This is a genomic window from Streptomyces sp. MS06 (assembly GCF_047200655.1).
In the GTDB taxonomy this organism is placed as follows: domain Bacteria; phylum Actinomycetota; class Actinomycetes; order Streptomycetales; family Streptomycetaceae; genus Streptomyces.
On the sequence record NZ_JBJZOJ010000044.1, the window covers coordinates 25,877 to 41,615 of the forward strand.

The 15,739-nt window shown below is 72.1% G+C and carries 14 protein-coding genes; 9 read left to right on the plus strand and 5 right to left on the minus strand.

Translation table 11 applies throughout. The annotated features are described in order from the left end of the window. Window positions 1-41: 41 nt before the first annotated feature. A complete protein-coding gene (locus ACL02U_RS22560) occupies window positions 42-476 on the plus strand; it encodes a CBS domain-containing protein (RefSeq protein ID WP_412792708.1) in 435 nt (144 codons plus the stop codon). Between the two features lie 39 nt (window positions 477-515). Here the strand turns inward: ACL02U_RS22560 and ACL02U_RS22565 are convergent, their stop codons facing one another. Further along, on the minus strand, window positions 516-1,631 hold the full coding sequence (locus tag ACL02U_RS22565) for a magnesium and cobalt transport protein CorA (RefSeq protein WP_412792709.1): 1,116 nt from the start codon (window positions 1,629-1,631) through the stop codon (window positions 516-518). A gap of 371 nt (window positions 1,632-2,002) precedes the next feature. Here ACL02U_RS22565 and ACL02U_RS22570 point away from each other — a divergent pair, with 371 nt between their 5' ends. Beyond that, on the plus strand, window positions 2,003-2,797 hold the full coding sequence (locus ACL02U_RS22570; protein WP_412792710.1) for a methyltransferase domain-containing protein: 795 nt from the start codon (window positions 2,003-2,005) through the stop codon (window positions 2,795-2,797). Window positions 2,798-3,090: 293 nt separating this feature from the next. Here the strand turns inward: ACL02U_RS22570 and ACL02U_RS22575 are convergent, their stop codons facing one another. Both ACL02U_RS22575 and ACL02U_RS22580 read right to left on the minus strand, forming a co-directional pair. After that, window positions 3,091-4,047, minus strand: coding sequence for a carbohydrate kinase family protein (locus tag ACL02U_RS22575; protein ID WP_412792711.1), 957 nt, complete (start codon window positions 4,045-4,047; stop codon window positions 3,091-3,093). Further along, window positions 4,032-4,940 carry a pseudouridine-5'-phosphate glycosidase gene (locus ACL02U_RS22580; RefSeq protein WP_412792712.1) on the minus strand — a complete coding sequence of 303 codons (909 nt, stop codon included), beginning with the start codon at window positions 4,938-4,940 and terminating at the stop codon, window positions 4,032-4,034. Before ACL02U_RS22580 ends, ACL02U_RS22575 begins: the two co-directional genes overlap by 16 nt. Window positions 4,941-5,039: 99 nt before the next feature. Here ACL02U_RS22580 and ACL02U_RS22585 point away from each other — a divergent pair, with 99 nt between their 5' ends. Beyond that, window positions 5,040-5,468: a VOC family protein gene (locus tag ACL02U_RS22585; RefSeq protein WP_412792713.1), complete on the plus strand. Its 429-nt coding sequence runs from the start codon at window positions 5,040-5,042 to the stop codon at window positions 5,466-5,468. 84 nt (window positions 5,469-5,552) lie between these two features. Here ACL02U_RS22585 and ACL02U_RS22590 read toward each other — a convergent pair whose 3' ends face one another. Both ACL02U_RS22590 and ACL02U_RS22595 read right to left on the minus strand, forming a co-directional pair. Beyond that, window positions 5,553-6,107 (minus strand): methylated-DNA--[protein]-cysteine S-methyltransferase, encoded by a 555-nt coding sequence (locus ACL02U_RS22590; RefSeq protein WP_412792714.1) that lies wholly within the window; start codon window positions 6,105-6,107, stop codon window positions 5,553-5,555. Between the two features lie 113 nt (window positions 6,108-6,220). Beyond that, window positions 6,221-7,096 (minus strand): glycerophosphodiester phosphodiesterase, encoded by an 876-nt coding sequence (locus ACL02U_RS22595; RefSeq protein ID WP_412792715.1) that lies wholly within the window; start codon window positions 7,094-7,096, stop codon window positions 6,221-6,223. A gap of 277 nt (window positions 7,097-7,373) precedes the next feature. Between ACL02U_RS22595 and ACL02U_RS22600 the strand changes: the two genes are divergently transcribed. The 6 genes from ACL02U_RS22600 to aroQ all read left to right on the plus strand — a co-directional run bounded on the left by ACL02U_RS22600 (window position 7,374) and on the right by aroQ (window position 15,634). Next, the gene (locus ACL02U_RS22600) at window positions 7,374-8,228 is read left to right on the plus strand and encodes an MHYT domain-containing protein (RefSeq protein ID WP_412792716.1); all 855 of its coding nucleotides are present in this window, start codon (window positions 7,374-7,376) and stop codon (window positions 8,226-8,228) included. A gap of 72 nt (window positions 8,229-8,300) precedes the next feature. Further along, window positions 8,301-10,463, plus strand: coding sequence for an excinuclease ABC subunit UvrB (uvrB, locus tag ACL02U_RS22605; protein WP_412792717.1), 2,163 nt, complete (start codon window positions 8,301-8,303; stop codon window positions 10,461-10,463). Between the two features lie 160 nt (window positions 10,464-10,623). Beyond that, window positions 10,624-11,202 (plus strand): TerD family protein, encoded by a 579-nt coding sequence (locus ACL02U_RS22610; RefSeq protein WP_412792718.1) that lies wholly within the window; start codon window positions 10,624-10,626, stop codon window positions 11,200-11,202. An 88-nt stretch (window positions 11,203-11,290) separates the two neighbouring features. Next, window positions 11,291-13,258 (plus strand): TerD family protein, encoded by a 1,968-nt coding sequence (locus ACL02U_RS22615; protein WP_412792719.1) that lies wholly within the window; start codon window positions 11,291-11,293, stop codon window positions 13,256-13,258. A gap of 286 nt (window positions 13,259-13,544) precedes the next feature. Then, a complete protein-coding gene (locus tag ACL02U_RS22620) occupies window positions 13,545-14,573 on the plus strand; it encodes a TerC family protein (protein ID WP_412792720.1) in 1,029 nt (342 codons plus the stop codon). 587 nt (window positions 14,574-15,160) lie between these two features. Continuing rightward, entirely contained in the window at window positions 15,161-15,634 is a 474-nt protein-coding gene (gene aroQ / locus ACL02U_RS22625; protein WP_412792739.1) for a type II 3-dehydroquinate dehydratase, read from the plus strand. The last annotated feature ends 105 nt before the right edge of the window (window positions 15,635-15,739 follow it).

The following is a 15,739-nucleotide window of genomic DNA, read 5'->3' on the forward strand; positions in this document are numbered from 1 at the left end:
GACCCGCGCCGCGCCGGCCGGCCGGCTCAGGGAGGCATTCCATGACCACCGCCGGAGACATCATGCACCGGGGCGCCCAGTGGATCCCCGCCCACGAGACCCTCGACCGCGCCGCGCAGCTGATGCGTGAGCTCGGCGTCGGAGCCCTGCCCATCAGCGATTCGGACGAGCGGCTCTGCGGCATTCTCACCGACCGCGACATCGTCGTGGGCTGCGTCGCCATGGGGCGCGACCCTTCCAGGGTCACCGCCGGCGAGCTGGCCCAGGGAACCCCGCGCTGGGTCGACGCAGGCGCCGATGTCGGCGAGGTGTTGCGCGAGATGAAGGAGCACCAGATCCGCCGACTTCCGGTCATCGAGAACAAGCGCCTGGTCGGGATGATCAGTGAGGCCGACCTCGCCCAGCATCTGTCGGAGGACCAGATCGGTGCCTGGGCCGAGAGCGTCTACGCCAGGAGCACATCGGCCGGGCGCTGAGCCCTCCATCAGGCGGCGCCGGCACCGCCGGTGCCGCCCTCACAACCAGCCGTTGCGCCGGAAGCCCCGGTGGAGCGCCAGACAGGCGAGGGATATCAGGCCCAGGACCAGGGGGTAGCCGAACCTCCAGTGGAGTTCCGGCATGTGCGCGAAATTCATGCCGTAGACACCGCACACCATCGTCGGTACGGCGACCACGGCCGCCCAAGCGGTGATCTTGCGCATGTCCTCGTTCTGAGCCACCGTGACCTGCGCCAGGTGTGCCTGGAGTATGGAGTTCAGCAGTTCGTCGAAGGAGGCGATCTGCTCGGCGGCCCGCAGCAGGTGGTCGGCCACATCCCGGAAGTAGGCCTGTATCTCGGGATCGACGACCCGCATCGGCCGGTCGGACAGCTCCTGGAGCGGCCGGCCGAGGGGGACCACCGCCCTTTTCAGCTCCAGCAGTTCCCGCTTGAGCTGGTACATGCGCCCCGGATCCGCCCGCGCGCCGTTCTCGGAGAACACGGCCGTCTCGACCTCGTCGATGTCCGCCTGCAGGGCGCCGGTGACGCTCAGGTACTCGTCCACCACCTGGTCGGCGATCGCGTGGAGGACCGCGGACGGCCCCTTGGCGAGCTGGTCCGGATCCGACTCCAGCCCCTCGAGCAACGGACCGAGCGATCCGTGCCGTCCGTGCCGCACCGTGACCACGAAGTCCCGGCCGACGAACACCATCAGCTCTCCGGTGCCCACCACCTCGCTCGTCGCGGTGAGTTCCTCGTGCTCGACGTAGCAGACCGTCTTGAACACCGCGAACAGCATGTCGCCGTACCGCTCCAGCTTGGGGCGTTGATGAGCCTCGACGGCATCCTCCACCGCCAGCGGATGCAGGTCGAGCAGCCGGGCGATATCGGCGAACTCCTCGTTCGTCGGCTCGTGCAGACCCAGCCACAGGAACCCGCCGCCGCGCACCCTGCGCACGGCCTGGTCCAGATCCTCTCCGCCCGCCGTGCGGACGCCGTCCTGATAGGTCACGCAGCTCACCACCGACGAGCCCAACGGGGACCGCACCGGATGGCTCAGGTCGACCTGGAGGCGCCGCCGGGCCAGTCGCGCCACCCTCCGCAGACCGCCGACCCTGCCGGTGACCTTCCGCAGATTCCCTGCCATGGACATACGGCTCCCCTTGCGTGGATCCTCTCGATCTCCTCGCGCGGCGTCTTCTGTGCCCCGTGGCACGCCAGTCTGCCAGGAACCCGTCGTCGGCGTGCGGGCCTGTGGGAAGGGGGAGTTCCGCTTTGTTCCCGGCTGTGGACGCGGCCCCCGGTGCCATCCTCCGGCCGTCACGCGGGCGCGAGTGCCGCCGCCGCACCGGGCCCCTGTCGCCGCCGACCGGGAAGCCGGTCCGCTGGGCGCCGACACGCGGCACGGCACCGCTGCACGGCGAGCATGCCCCCGGCCGCTCCCCCTCGGGGGCGGCGGCACCGGCACGACGCATCGGAGCGTCGCCCGTACCCGGCAAGCAGGGCAACTGGGATGATCACGGCATGACCCGAACCGACGGCTATCTCCTGGACAACCGGCAGACCGAGGCGGCGGAGCGCTTCGACGCCATCGCGGACCTCTTCGACAGCACCACCTTTCGGCATCTGGAGGGCCTGGGCATCGGCCCCGGGTGGCGCTGCTGGGAGGTCGGCGCCGGCAGCACCTCCGTGGTGTCCTGGCTGGCGAAGAAGGTCGGGCCGACCGGCAAGGTCGTCGCCACCGACATCGACACCACGCGGCTCGCCGCTGCGGCCCGCTCTCCGGTGGAGGTGCGCCGGCACGACGTCGGGGCCGAGAAGTCGCCGGGAGAGGGCTTCGACCTGGTGCACGCCCGGCTCGTCCTCGTCCACGTGCCCGACCGCGAGCGGGCGCTGCGCTCGATTGCCGGCAGCCTGCGTCCCGGCGGGCGCCTCCTCATCGAGGATGCCGATCCGGCCCTCCAGCCGCTCGCCTGCCCCGACGAGTACGGCCCCGAGCAGCGGCTCGCCAACCGGCTGCGCCACGGCTTCCGCAAGCTTCTCGCCGATCGCGGCGCCGACCTCGCCTACGGCAGGAAGCTGCCCCGGCTGCTGCGGGAGGCCGGACTGCGGCGCGTCGAGGCCGACGCATGCTTCCCCATCACCTCCCCGGCCTGCGCCGCACTCGAGGCTGCGACGATCCGCCAGCTCCGCGGCGAACTCGTCGGCGCGGGCCTGGCCACGGACGAGGACATCGACCAGCACCTCGCGAACATCGCCGCCGGCGACATGGAGCTGACCACCGCGCCCCTGGTGTCCGCCTGGGGCAGGAAGGGATAGGCGACGCGGGACGGGCGACGGAGACACGTTCGCGCCGCTCGCGCCGGGGTGCCGTGGGAGGGACGTGGCGGTGGCCGACGGCGGTGCCGGGGTGAGGGCGGTGGCGGGGTAAGGGAGCTGCACCGTCCGTGCGGCTGGCGCATCCGCGCGGAGGCGCAGCGGGCGCAGTGCCGCCGGGCGGGACAGCCGTCGGCCGCGGTCGGCTACTGCGGGGCCGGATCCGCACTTCTGACGGGCGGCCGTCCGGCGCCGGGCGGCCGCCCGCCCGTCCTCCCGCGGGCGGACCGCGCCGCTCACCGCGGTGGCCGGCCGCCCACCCGCCGCACCGCCTCGGCGCCCGCCCGGCACCCCTCCGCAGCCGCGTCCCGGGGAGCCGCGCCCGCGAGCAGGGCCGCGAGGAACCCGCCGGTGAATGCGTCGCCGGCGCCCGTGGTGTCGCGGGGCCGCACCGGCAGGGCAGGTACCCGTTCGGGCGCCGCACCCGAGGGTGCCACCACCGCACCGTCGGCACCGGCCTTGGCGACCACGAGCGGGACCCGGCGGCTCAGCACGGCCGCCGCCTCCGCGATCTCGGACTCCCCGGTGAGCAGGCAGGCCTCGTCGCGGCTGGGCAGCAGGACGCGCACACCCCGTACGAGCGCGAGGAAGCGGTCGGTGCCGAGGCGAGCCAGGAAGCCCGCCGACGCCGGATCCAGGCTCACGGGCACCCGACGTGCCTGTGCCGACCGCAGAACAGCGGCCACCAGCGCCCTGCTGGTCTCGGAGAACAGCAGGTAGCCCGACAGGTGCACCCAGCCGATACCGTCCAGTGCGCCGTCCGCCCAGTCGGCGGGGCCCAGTCGCAGAGCGGCGCCACTGTCGGTGAGGAACGTCCGCTCACCGCCGTCGTCCTCGTCGACCAGGCATATCACCGTCCCGGTCGGCGTCCGGGGGTCGACGACCAGGTGGGGCAGCACGCCGTTCGCCAGGAGCTCCCGCTCGTGCCACGCCCCCGCGTCGGCACCGACCCGTCCCAGCAGCCGTACGTCCGGGCATCCCCGGTGGGCGGCCCAGCACGCCACGTTGGCGCCCGCTCCGCCGGGCAGCTTCCGGATCACCGCCGCGGTGTCGGTACCCGCCGCCAGCGGCCCGCTGTGCCGGGCCACGACGTCCGTGACCACGTCCCCGACGACGAGCAGGGCGCCGCCCGCCGCCGCACCTCCGCCCGCCGCCCCCGTACCTCCGCCCGCCGCCGTCACGCCTCCGCCCATGCCACCGCCACCCGCCCGGCGAGACGCACGTTTCCGCGTACCGCCGCCAGGTTGGCGCGCAGGGACGCCCCGTCGGTGTGGCGCACCAGATGGTCGAGCAGGAAGGGGGTGACCGCCTGCCCCGAGATGCCGCGTTCCTCGCACTCCCGCAGCGCGCCGGCGAGTACCCGCGCGTGCAGTTCGGGGTCCAACTGCTCCTCCGGTGCGACCGGATTGGCGACGATCAGCGCCGAGGGGGCGCCGCCGAGGGCGTCCTGGGCCCGCATGACCCGGGCCACCTGGCGTGGCGTGTCGAGCCGCCAGTCGACGGGATGGCCCGAGTCGGACAGGTAGAAGCCGGGGAAGCGGTCGGTTCCGTATCCGGCCACCGAGACGCCCAGCGTCTCCAGCCGCTGCAGCGTCGCCGGCACGTCCAGGATCGACTTCACTCCCGCGCACACCACCGTGATGCGGGTGCGCGCCAGCAATCCGAGATCGGCCGACTCGTCCTGCGTCGCCGTCCACTGCCGGTGCACTCCGCCGAGCCCGCCCGTCGCGAACACCCGGACACCCGCCAGCGCCGCCAGCTGCGCGGTCGCCGACACCGTCGTCGCTCCGCTGGCCCCCGACGCCACGGCGAGCGGCAGATCGCGGTGACCCAGCTTGCGCATGCCCCGCTCGTGGGCGATCCGCTCCACCTGTTCCCCGTCCAGGCCGACATGCGGCCGCCCGTCCAGCACGGCGACCGTCGCCGGTACGGCGCCCTCCTGCCGCACGGCCGCCTCCAGCTCCAGCGCCACCCGCAGATTGCGCGGGCGCGGCAGACCGTGCGCGATGATCGTGGACTCCAGGGCCACCACCGGGCGGTGCGCTTCGACCGCCTCCCGTACCTCCTCGGACACCACCAGCGTCACGGGCCTGCCTCCTGTCTCTCGGTACTCCCTCATCCCTGGCGGGCGACGCGCCCGATCAAACCCCTTGCGGCACCGACGGGAGGGCGCGAGCCTGGAGGCATGACGCACAGTTCGGCACGTCTGGACCACGTCGTCCTGTGGGTGCGCGACCCGGTGGCGGCGGCCGGTTTCTACGAGAAGACCGTCGGCCTCGAACCGCTCCGGCTCGCCGGCTTCGAGGCGGGTCGGGCTCCCTTCCCGTCGGTCCGGATCAACGACGAGACCATCCTCGACCTGATGCCCGCGGACTCGGCACCTCGCATGACGATGCTCGCCGGGGCGTCCGAGAGCGCGGGGCACCCCGTCAACCACGTCTGCCTGTCCCTGCCGGAAGCGCAGTTCGACGCACTGCGCCGGCGGTTGGAGGACGCCTCCGTACCCGTGTCGGCGGTCTCCCACGGTTCCTTCGGTGCGCGCGGAAGGGCCGAGCGGAGCTTCTACTTCCAGGACCCCGACGGCAACGTGTTCGAGGCTCGCCACTACGGGTGACCCACCCGCCCCGCGTGATCCCACCACGCCGCGCCGTGCCCGTTCCGCTGCGTGCGCCGACGCCGCGGGGACCGGCCGGGGCGCTCAGAACAGCGGTTCCGGCAGCACTCCTTCCAGCGCCAGCAACTGCCGCTTGGTGTCCAGGCCACCGCCGAATCCGCCGATACCGCCGTCACTCTCCACCACGCGGTGACACGGCACCACCAACGGCAGGGGGTTCGCGCCCATCGCCAGACCGACCGCCTGCGCCGCCCGCGGCTGGCCGACCCGGCGGGCCAGATCGCCGTACCCGACCACCGTCCCGAACGGGACGCCGGACGCCAGTTCACGCAGCACCTGCCGGTTGAAGCCCGAGATCAGCGACCAGTCCAACGACAGGTCGAAGTCGCGCCGCCGACCGTCGAAGTACTCCCGCACCTGACGTATCGCCTCGGCCAGCAGGGGGGAGTCCGGGGCCTCGGCGGGCTCGCCGCCCAGCCGCTCGGCCAGCCCTCGCAGGGCCTTCTCGCGCACCGGGGCGGTCGCGTGGAACGCCACGTGCACCAGGCCCTCACGGGTCGCGGCCAGCAGCAGCGGACCGATGCCGGTGTCCACGACGGCCCACACGACCTGCTGCCCGTACCGCTCATCGCTGCTCATGCCCCCCACGGTACGGCCCGCCACCGACAACCGGGCCCGCCGCGTCCGTCACCGCGGCGGGCCGGCGCCGACCGCAGCGGCAGCGGGCTCCGCCGCGGTGTACCCGACAGGACTCAGAAGCCTCCCACCGCGTCCCGGACCACGTCCGGCTTGTCGGAGATGACGCCGTCGACGCCGTACCCCGTGACCGTCCGTGCGATCGCCGCGGTGTCCACGGTCCAGGTGAACACCTGCAGGGGCCTGCCGTGAGCTCCGAGATACCCGTGCACGGCGGCCACGTACGCCGCGGAGACCGAACCGTGCGAGGGGTTGATCTCGTCGGTGAAGGCGGCGTACTCGGCCAGGTCCTCGACCGGCGGGGTGCCGAGGAATCCGGTCCTGACGGCGGGCCGGAGGGCGTGCACCATGCGGATGCTGTCCGCGTCGAAGCTCTGCACGACCAGCCTGTCGGCCAGGTGGCGCGCGTCCAGCCACCCCTCGTTGCCGAGGAGCTTGAGCGTCTGCTGCTCGATGCCCGGGTACAGCTCCGGGTCCTTGAGCTCCAGGAGCAGCTTCTGGTGGTTCTCGTCGACCCGCTCGACGTACTCCTTGAGCGTCGGCACGTGCGCACCGGCGAAGGCGGGACCGAACCAGCTGCCCGCGTCCAGCCGGGCGATCTCGGCGGCCGTGAAGTCCCGCACGTTCCACGGTGCCCGGCCGGGGAAGACCTGCTCGACGTCGGTGGTGCGGCGGAGGCTGCCGTCGTGCAGGACGACGAGTTCACCGTCCCTGGTGCGCTGGACGTCGTTCTCCAGCCAGCGGATGCCCAGTTCGTGCGCCTTGTCCACGGCGTCCAGCGTGTTCTCGGGGGCGTAGGCCGAAGCGCCCCGATGGGCGACCACCACAGGCGGGCCGGCGAAGCCGTCGGCCGCGGCCTCCGACGCGGGCAGCAGGAACGCCACGGTGGCCAGGAGCGCGGTGGTGGTGGCGGCAGCGGTGCGCGCGTGCATGCGTACTCCTCGCGTTGAACGGTGACTCACGGCACAACTCTGACAGCAGAGAGTGAGCGTGTCAGGGTGTGAGACGGCCGCGGTGCGGACCGAGTCGCCGAAGTCCGCTCACCGGTGCGCCACATCCGGGGCGGGAACGTGTTTCTTCGCCGGATGGTCGTTCGACCATTCCGGTGGGGGCCATACTCTTCGCACTCGTACCCGACCGCGCGAGCGGTGCCGGGGGAGGGTGCGATCGGGAGAAACCGGATCGGATCGGTCGGAGGGGCAGTCGCGTATGCAGGGCACGGTCGACGGTTTCAGCTATGGACTCGTCACGCCGTCGGTGGCGTCTCTCATGGCCTGCCTCGGCGGTGCCCTCGGTCTGCGCTGCACCACCAGAGCCCTGCTGGTGGCCCACACCTGGCGCCCCGGCTGGCTCGCCCTGGGAGCCGCGGCCATGGGCTCCGGCATATGGGCCATGCACTTCATCGCGATGATGGGGTTCACCGTCCACGAGGCGCCGATCCGCTACGACATGGCCACCACCTTCGCCAGCCTCGGCCTGGCGATCCTCATGGTCGGTATCGGGGTGTTCATCGTCGGATACCAGGGCGCCCGCGGAGCCGCCCTGCTCACCGGGGGCACCGTCACCGGCCTGGGCATCGCCTCGATGCACTACCTGGGTATGGCCGGCATGCGCGTGCCCGGCAAGGTGGAGTACAACACCTACCTGGTCGCGGCCTCCGTAGTGATCGCCGTGGTCGCCGCCACCGCCGCCCTGTGGGCGGCCGGGCAGGTCAAAGGAGTCGGTTGGACCCTGGGCGCGAGCCTCGTCATGGGAATCGCCGTCACCGGCACGCACTACACGGGGATGGCGGCCCTCACCGTCCACCTGGACGGCACGACGGCCGCCCCCGCGGGCGACTCGCCCGCGACCCTCCTCGCCCCCCTGCTGGTCGGGCCGCTCGCCTTTCTCTGCCTGGCGGGCGCCGTCGTCCTGTTCGACCCGCTGTTGGCCGCACGGAGCCCGCAGTGGACGCCCGCCGAGCGCAAGCCCGGGGTCCCCGCACATCCGCGTGTCGTGGACACCGCCGGCAGGCCCCGGCCCCGGGTCGGCCGGGAGGCGGCCCCGCGCCGCTCCCGCGCCTGACCGGCCCATCCTCCGGCTGCCGGAACCCGCGGGCCGGCCCGGATGTCAGTGGCTGGTCGTACGGTGGATTCCATGCGGCCCGTTTCCCACATCGAACGCACGGTGGCGCCCTTCGAGGTCGTCAGCCCCTACCAGCCCAGCGGCGACCAGCCGGCGGCCATCGCCGAGCTGGCCAAGCGCGTCGACGCCGGCGAGAAGAACGTCGTCCTGCTGGGCGCGACCGGCACCGGCAAGTCCGCCACCACCGCGTGGATGATCGAAAGGCTCCAGCGCCCCACCCTGGTGATGGCGCCGAACAAGACGCTGGCCGCCCAGCTGGCGAACGAGTTCCGCGAACTGCTCCCGAACAACGCCGTCGAGTACTTCGTCTCGTACTACGACTACTACCAGCCCGAGGCCTACGTACCGCAGTCGGACACCTACATCGAGAAGGACTCCTCGATCAACGAGGAGGTGGAGCGGCTGCGCCACTCCGCGACGAACTCGCTCCTCACCCGCCGCGACGTCGTCGTGGTCGCCTCGGTCTCCTGCATCTACGGTCTGGGCACACCGCAGGAGTACGTGGACCGGATGGTCCCGCTGCGGGTCGGCGACGAGATCGACCGGGACGAGCTGCTGCGCCGCTTCGTCGACATCCAGTACACCCGCAACGACATGGCCTTCACCCGAGGCACCTTCCGGGTGCGCGGCGACACCATCGAGATCTTCCCCGTGTACGAGGAGCTCGCGGTCCGCATCGAGATGTTCGGCGACGAGGTCGAGGCCCTGTCCACCCTCCACCCGATCACCGGCGAGATCATCAGCGACGACCAGCAGCTCTACGTCTTCCCGGCCTCCCACTACGTCGCCGGCCCCGAGCGCATGGAACGGGCGGTCAACGACATCGAGAAGGAGCTGGCGGAGCGGCTGGCCGAACTGGAGAAGCAGGGCAAGCTGCTGGAGGCCCAGCGACTGCGCATGCGCACCTCCTACGACCTCGAGATGCTGCGCCAGATCGGCACCTGCTCCGGTGTCGAGAACTACTCGATGCACTTCGACGGCCGCTCGCCGGGCTCGCCGCCCAACACGCTGCTCGACTACTTCCCGGACGACTTCCTGCTCGTCATCGACGAGTCGCATGTCACCGTCCCGCAGATCGGCGCCATGTACGAGGGGGACGCCTCCCGTAAACGCACCCTCGTCGACCACGGCTTCCGGCTTCCCTCCGCTCTCGACAACCGGCCGCTCAAGTGGGAGGAGTTCCAGGAGCGGATCGGCCAGGCGGTCTACCTGTCCGCCACCCCCGGGGCGTACGAGCTCTCCCGTTCGGACGGCGTCGTCGAGCAGATCATCCGGCCCACCGGGCTCGTCGACCCGGAAGTCGTCGTCAAGCCCACCGAGGGGCAGATCGACGACCTGGTGCACGAGATCCGCACCCGCACCGAGAAGGACGAGCGGGTCCTCGTCACCACGCTCACCAAGAAGATGGCCGAGGACCTGACCGACTACTTCCTCGAACTCGGCATCCAGGTGCGCTACCTGCACAGCGACGTCGACACGCTGCGCCGCGTCGAACTGCTGCGCGAGCTGCGCGCCGGCGAGTTCGACGTCCTGGTCGGCATCAACCTCCTGCGCGAGGGGTTGGACCTGCCAGAGGTCTCCCTCGTGGCGATCCTCGACGCCGACAAGGAGGGCTTCCTGCGCTCCGGCACCTCCCTCATCCAGACCATCGGCCGCGCCGCGCGCAACGTCTCCGGCCAGGTCCACATGTACGCCGACAAGATCACTCCGGCGATGGAGAAGGCCATCGACGAGACCAATCGGCGCCGGGAGAAGCAGGTCGCCTACAACACGGCCCAGGGCATCGACCCGCAGCCGCTGCGCAAGAAGATCAACGACATCGTGGCGCAGATCGCCAGGGAGGAGGTCGACACCGAGCAGTTGCTCGGCACGGGCTACCGGTCGGCCAAGGACGGCCGCAGCACCAAGGCCCCCGTGCCCTCTGCGGGAGGCCGGGCGGGCGACGGCGCGAAGGCCGCCAAGTCCACCCCGTCCCCCAAGAAGAGGGCCAAGGCCGAGGAGGCGGCACCGACCGACCGGCCGGCGACGGAACTCGCGGAGCAGATCGAGCAGCTGACCGAGCGCATGCGCGCCGCGGCGGCGGACCTGCAGTTCGAGATCGCGGCCCGGCTGCGCGACGAGGTCTCCGAGATGAAGAGGGAACTGCGCCAGATGAAGGAGGCCGGTCTGACCTGACGCCCGCCGCGCCACCGGGCTCCGCGGGACCCCGTCCGCAGTGTTGCAACACCGACACAAACGGTGCACCGGGTTCGGCGATGTCCGTGCCGCTGCGTAGGGTTCTGGTCAACCGCGTACAACGCGGCAACAGGGGACAGCTCGAGAGGGGAAACTGCGCGTGACCGTCAACATGACCAAGGGTCAGGCCATCAGTCTGGAGAAGAACGACGGAGGCAGCCTGACCGCGGTCCGGATGGGGCTCGGCTGGCAGGCGGCTCCGCGGCGCGGCCTGTTCGGTTCCAGGACCCGGGAGATCGACCTCGACGCCTCCGCCGTGCTGTTCGCCGACAAGCAGCCCGTCGATGTCGTCTTCTTCAGGCATCTGGTGAGCGACGACGGGTCCGTGCGGCACACCGGCGACAACCTCGTCGGCGGCGCCGGCCAGGGCGGCGACGACGAGGCCGTCCTGGTGGACCTCGCACGTGTGCCCGTCCACATCGACCAGATCGTCTTCACGGTGAACTCGTTCACCGGCCAGACCTTCCAGGAGGTGCAGAACGCCTTCTGCCGGCTCGTCGACGAGACCAACGGCCAGGAACTGGCGCGCTACACGCTCGCCGGCGGCGGCTCCTACACGGCGCAGATCATGGCGAAGGTGCACCGCGCCGGTCAGGGGTGGACGATGACCGCCCTCGGTACCCCGGCCAACGGACGCACCTTCCAGGACCTGATGCCGACGATCCTGCCGCTGCTGTAGCAGGCCGGCGGCGGTCGGGCCACGGGCCGCGGCCACGACAATCGGAGCGACACGGCGACACGGCGACACGGCGACATGGGGGGCGGCGGTGGCGGAGCTGGTGCGGGGGCAGAACCACCCGCTGCCCCGGACCCGCCTCGGGATCCGCGTCTCGGCCGGTACCCCCGTCGTGGCCGCGGCCATCCTCAGCGACGCGAACGGCACGGTACGCGGCGAGGACTGGGTGGCCCACCCCGGCGTGCCCGCGCTGCCCGGCGTCCGGGTTCCCCGGCGGACGGCCGCCGAGCAGCGGCTCGCGGTTGACCTGGACGCGATGCCGGAGACCGTGCACCGGGTCGAGGTACTGCTGGCCCTGCCGGCCCCCGCCCACGGCGGACCGGCCCGCTTCGGCGCCGTCGCCGCCCCCTCCGCCGCGGTGGACGGCGTCGACGGCACCCGGCTCGTCAGCTGCACCCTCGCCGGCCTGGACGCCGAGAGGGCCGTCGTCGCTCTGGAGCTGTACCGGCGGCAGCACGCCTGGAGGGTGCGCGCCGTCGGGCAGGGGTACGCCGGCGGCCTCGTCGAACTCCTCGCCGACCGGGGCCTGCCCGAAGCCTCCCGGATCGCGGATGCCATCGAGGAGGCGGCGGCCGACGGTTCGGGCCGCGCGGCCCCGGCCCCCTCTCCGGGGACGGTGGACCGGGACCTCCCGCTGCCGGCGGCGACCGCTGCCCCCGGACCGGACGGCGGCGGCCCCGCGGCCCCGGTCCCGCCGCAGCACACTCCGCCTCCCCGGTCGCAGGACGCACACACCGCGGCCCCGGCAGCGCCGGCGTCCGCGCCGGCCGCGCCGCCGATCGACTACACCCATCCCCGTCGGCGGCCCGGCGCGCCCCCGTCCTCCCCTGCCGCGGTGCCCGTTACCGGCGGGCCCGGGCAGCCCGCGGCGCCCGTGGCGGGCGACGCGACCGGCTGGTCCATGGAGGAGCGGCTCTACAACCAGGTCTGGGGCATGTTCGAGGACCTCGCCCGCAGTACCGCCGCCTACCGCAGCGCGGTCGGCTTCGCGGACGCGCGGCGGGAGAAGGAACTGGACCAGCTCCTGTCCGACCCGCGCAGCCGCGCCGGTGCATCCGGCGAGGCGGCACGCGAGGAAGCCGAGGCCAGACGCGACCACCTCGTCGGCCGGGCCCGACAGGTCCTCGACCGCGACCTCATCCAGTTGGCGGCCGAATCCGAGGTCGTGGAGCCGGCCCTGCCGCCCGCATGCGCCCGCTGGGACCATCCGGTGTGGCACGGCTACCGTCTCCCGACCCGCGCGCCGATGGCGGTTCGCCTGGGGGACCTCAGCCTGCCGGAGAGCGAGCGGCTGCGCATTCCGATGCTGGTACGGCTGCCTCTGGAACGCGGAATCTGGATCGACGGCGGGTCGGGCGGGCAGGTCCGCGGGCCGTCCACCGACGGCCTCGATCCGCGCCACGCGGCGTGGGAGACCGCGGTGGCGCTGACCGCGCGACTGCTCGCCGTCCACCCGCCGGGCGAATTCATGGCGCACCTGGTCGATCCCGCTGGTTCGGGAACGCGGGCCTGCGCTCCGCTGACGCAGACCGGAGTGCTCGCGGCTCCCCCGTCCCGGGGTGCCGCGGGCCTTTCGGACGTGCTGAACCGGCTCACCGAGCATGTCGACCTCGTGCACATGGCGGTGCGAGGCGGTGCGACGGATGCGCTGGCGCCCGGGTTCGGCACCGCCCGGCACCTCCTCGTGATCAACGACTTCCCGCACGGTTTCGACGATCGTGCCCTCACCCGGCTGCGCTATCTGGCGGATGAGGGGCCCGCCGCCGGTGTGCACCTGATGCTGGTCGCCGACCGCGAGGACGCCGCCGATCACGGACCGTTGCTGGATCCGCTGTGGCGTTCGCTGCTGCGGCTCACCCCGGTCCCGAGCGATCACCTCGCCGACCCCTGGGTCGGCCACGCGTGGACCTATGAGCCCGCCCTCGTCCCACCCGGCAGCCGGATACTGCACCAGGTGCTCGGTCGACTCGCCGCCGCCAACCGGCCAGGGGGCCGCTGAACGCGCGGCACATCGGTCACGGGGCTGCGCAAAGCGCAAGGACCAGCATGCTTTGCTTTTCCTTTGCCTTGCTCTTTACCTTTCCTTGGTATTTCGGTAGGGTGGTCGGCACGGAGGGGAGTACTCCCCGTAAGCGCGGCGCACCCGTCAGTTCGGATCGATACTGATCCCGGGGCGCCGGCCCAGGGCGTCCCGGGCGCACGCCGTACCCGGCCTCCCGGGGTGGAGAAGACCTCCGGTCGCGCGACGACACCGATCACTTGCCGTTACGACTACCGGAGGCGCAGTGGACATCTCTCTGACCCTGTGGGTCCTGACTGTCGTAGGCCTCGCCGCTCTCATCGCGGTCGACTTCTTCATCGGCCGGAAACCGCACGAGGTCTCCCTCAGGGAAGCCGGTGCCTGGACTGCCGTCTGGGTCGCCCTCGCCGGTCTCTTCGGAGTCGGACTGCTTGTCCTCGCCGGCGGGAAGCCCGCCGGCGAGTTCTTCGCAGGCTTCATCACCGAGAAGTCCCTGAGCGTCGACAACCTGTTCGTCTTCGTCCTGATCATGGCGAAGTTCTCGGTGCCCTCGCGGTACCAGCAGCGAGTCCTCCTCGTCGGGGTCCTGATAGCCCTGGTCCTGCGCACCGTGTTCATCGCCGCCGGCGCCGCGATCATCGCCGGGTTCTCCTGGGTGTTCTACCTCTTCGGCGCCTTCCTCATCTGGACCGCGTGGAAGCTCGTCCAGGAGGCCCGTGCCGGCGGCGAGGACGAGGAGTACGAGGAGAACCGGCTGCTCAAGGCCGTTGAACGCCGGTTCGGTGTCGCCGACCGCTACCACGGGACCAAGCTGTGGATCCGGCAGAACGGCAAGCGGGTCATGACCCCCATGCTGGTCGTGATGCTCGCGATCGGCACCACCGACGTCCTGTTCGCGCTCGACTCCATTCCCGCGATCTTCGGCCTGACCCAGGACCCCTACATCGTCTTCACGGCCAACGCCTTCGCGCTGATGGGTCTCAGGCAGCTGTACTTCCTGATCGGCGGCCTGCTGAAGAAGCTCGTCCACCTCAGCTACGGCCTGTCCGTCATTCTCGGCTTCATCGGCGTGAAACTGGTGCTGCACGCGCTGCACGAGTCCGGTGTGCACGTGCCGCAGATCAGCGTCCCGGTCTCGCTCGGCGTCATCTGCGCCGTGCTGGTCGTCACCACGCTCACCAGCCTGCACGCGTCCGCCAGACGGGCCGGTCGCGAAGCGGCGCAAGCGGGCGGTGACCGGGGGCCGCAGGACCGCAAGGACCGCAAGGACCGCAAGGACCGTATCGAGGCCTGACCTCGAAGTAGACGGCTCCAGGCTCCCCCGCGGGACCGGCACGGGCCGAATCGCCGACCGGCGTCCACGAGGTTTCGTTGTGGTGGACGCTCCCGGACCCGGCAGGGCCGTCCGGCGGCCGCGGCCCCTGCTCCGTAATCACCCGGCTGAGGTCCGAAGCGACCCGTTGGACAGCCCTCGTGCCGGTGGGCGCGGTCGTGCTGCTGGTCCTGACCTGGGGCCGCGACCTGTCCGGTGCGTTCGTCGCCCTGCTGTCGCTGGTGCCGGCCGGCTCCGTCCTGGCAGCCGTGCACCACGCCGAGGTGATCGCCCACAGGGTCGGCGAACCCTTCGGCTCGCTCGTGCTCGCCGTCGCCGTCGCCGTCACGGTCATCGAGGTGGGCCCTGATCGTCACCCTGACGGTGGTGCTGTTCGCGGCCTACCTGGAGCTGGCGATCAGCCCGTGACCCGCAGCGCCACGGACCGGGCGCCATCGGGCCGGGAGGGCCCCGGAAACGGGCCGCCGGGCGTTCGGCGGCCCGTGATACACCAGGTCCGAGCGGCGGTCCGAGCCGGGCCGCCCCACCGCGAACGGACCGGAGGAACCGTGCCCCGCACCCTGGCCAACGCCCCGATCATGATCCTCAACGGACCCAACCTGAACCTCCTCGGGCAGCGCCAGCCGGAGATCTACGGCTCCGACACGCTCGCCGACGTGGAGTCCCTCTGCGCCGAGACGGCCGCCGCGCACGGCGGTACGGCGGACTTCCGGCAGTCCAACCACGAGGGCGAACTGGTCGACTGGATCCACGAGGCGCGCCTGCACCACTGCGGCATCGTGATCAACCCCGCCGCCTACTCGCACACGTCGGTGGCGATCCTGGACGCCCTCAACACCTGCGACGGCCTCCCCGTGATCGAGGTGCACATCTCCAACATCCACCGGCGCGAGGCGTTCCGCCATCACTCCTACGTCTCGCTGCGCGCGGACGGCGTCATCGCGGGGTGCGGGGTGCAGGGATACGCGTTCGGTGTGGCGCGGGTCGCGGCGCTCGCCGAAGCGGGCCGCGCGCAGGCGTGACCCCCGGCGGGGCCCCGGCGCTCACCGCCCCCGACCGGGCGCGGCGAGTGCCGGGGGCGGTTGCGGGCGGGCGGGATCCGGGCCGCCCGCCCCGGTGCCGCCCGG

Coding starts and splice junctions, on each gene's coding strand:
- ACL02U_RS22565 (WP_412792709.1), bottom strand. CDS start 1,631: ATGTCCATGGCAGGGAATCTGCGGAAGGTCACCGGCAGGGTCGGCGGT.
- ACL02U_RS22570 (WP_412792710.1), top strand. CDS start 2,003: ATGACCCGAACCGACGGCTATCTCCTGGACAACCGGCAGACCGAGGCG.
- ACL02U_RS22590 (WP_412792714.1), bottom strand. CDS start 6,107: ATGAGCAGCGATGAGCGGTACGGGCAGCAGGTCGTGTGGGCCGTCGTG.
- ACL02U_RS22585 (WP_412792713.1), top strand. CDS start 5,040: ATGACGCACAGTTCGGCACGTCTGGACCACGTCGTCCTGTGGGTGCGC.
- ACL02U_RS22600 (WP_412792716.1), top strand. CDS start 7,374: ATGCAGGGCACGGTCGACGGTTTCAGCTATGGACTCGTCACGCCGTCG.
- uvrB (WP_412792717.1), top strand. CDS start 8,301: ATGCGGCCCGTTTCCCACATCGAACGCACGGTGGCGCCCTTCGAGGTC.
- ACL02U_RS22575 (WP_412792711.1), bottom strand. CDS start 4,047: ATGGGCGGAGGCGTGACGGCGGCGGGCGGAGGTACGGGGGCGGCGGGC.
- ACL02U_RS22595 (WP_412792715.1), bottom strand. CDS start 7,096: ATGCACGCGCGCACCGCTGCCGCCACCACCACCGCGCTCCTGGCCACC.
- ACL02U_RS22560 (WP_412792708.1), top strand. CDS start 42: ATGACCACCGCCGGAGACATCATGCACCGGGGCGCCCAGTGGATCCCC.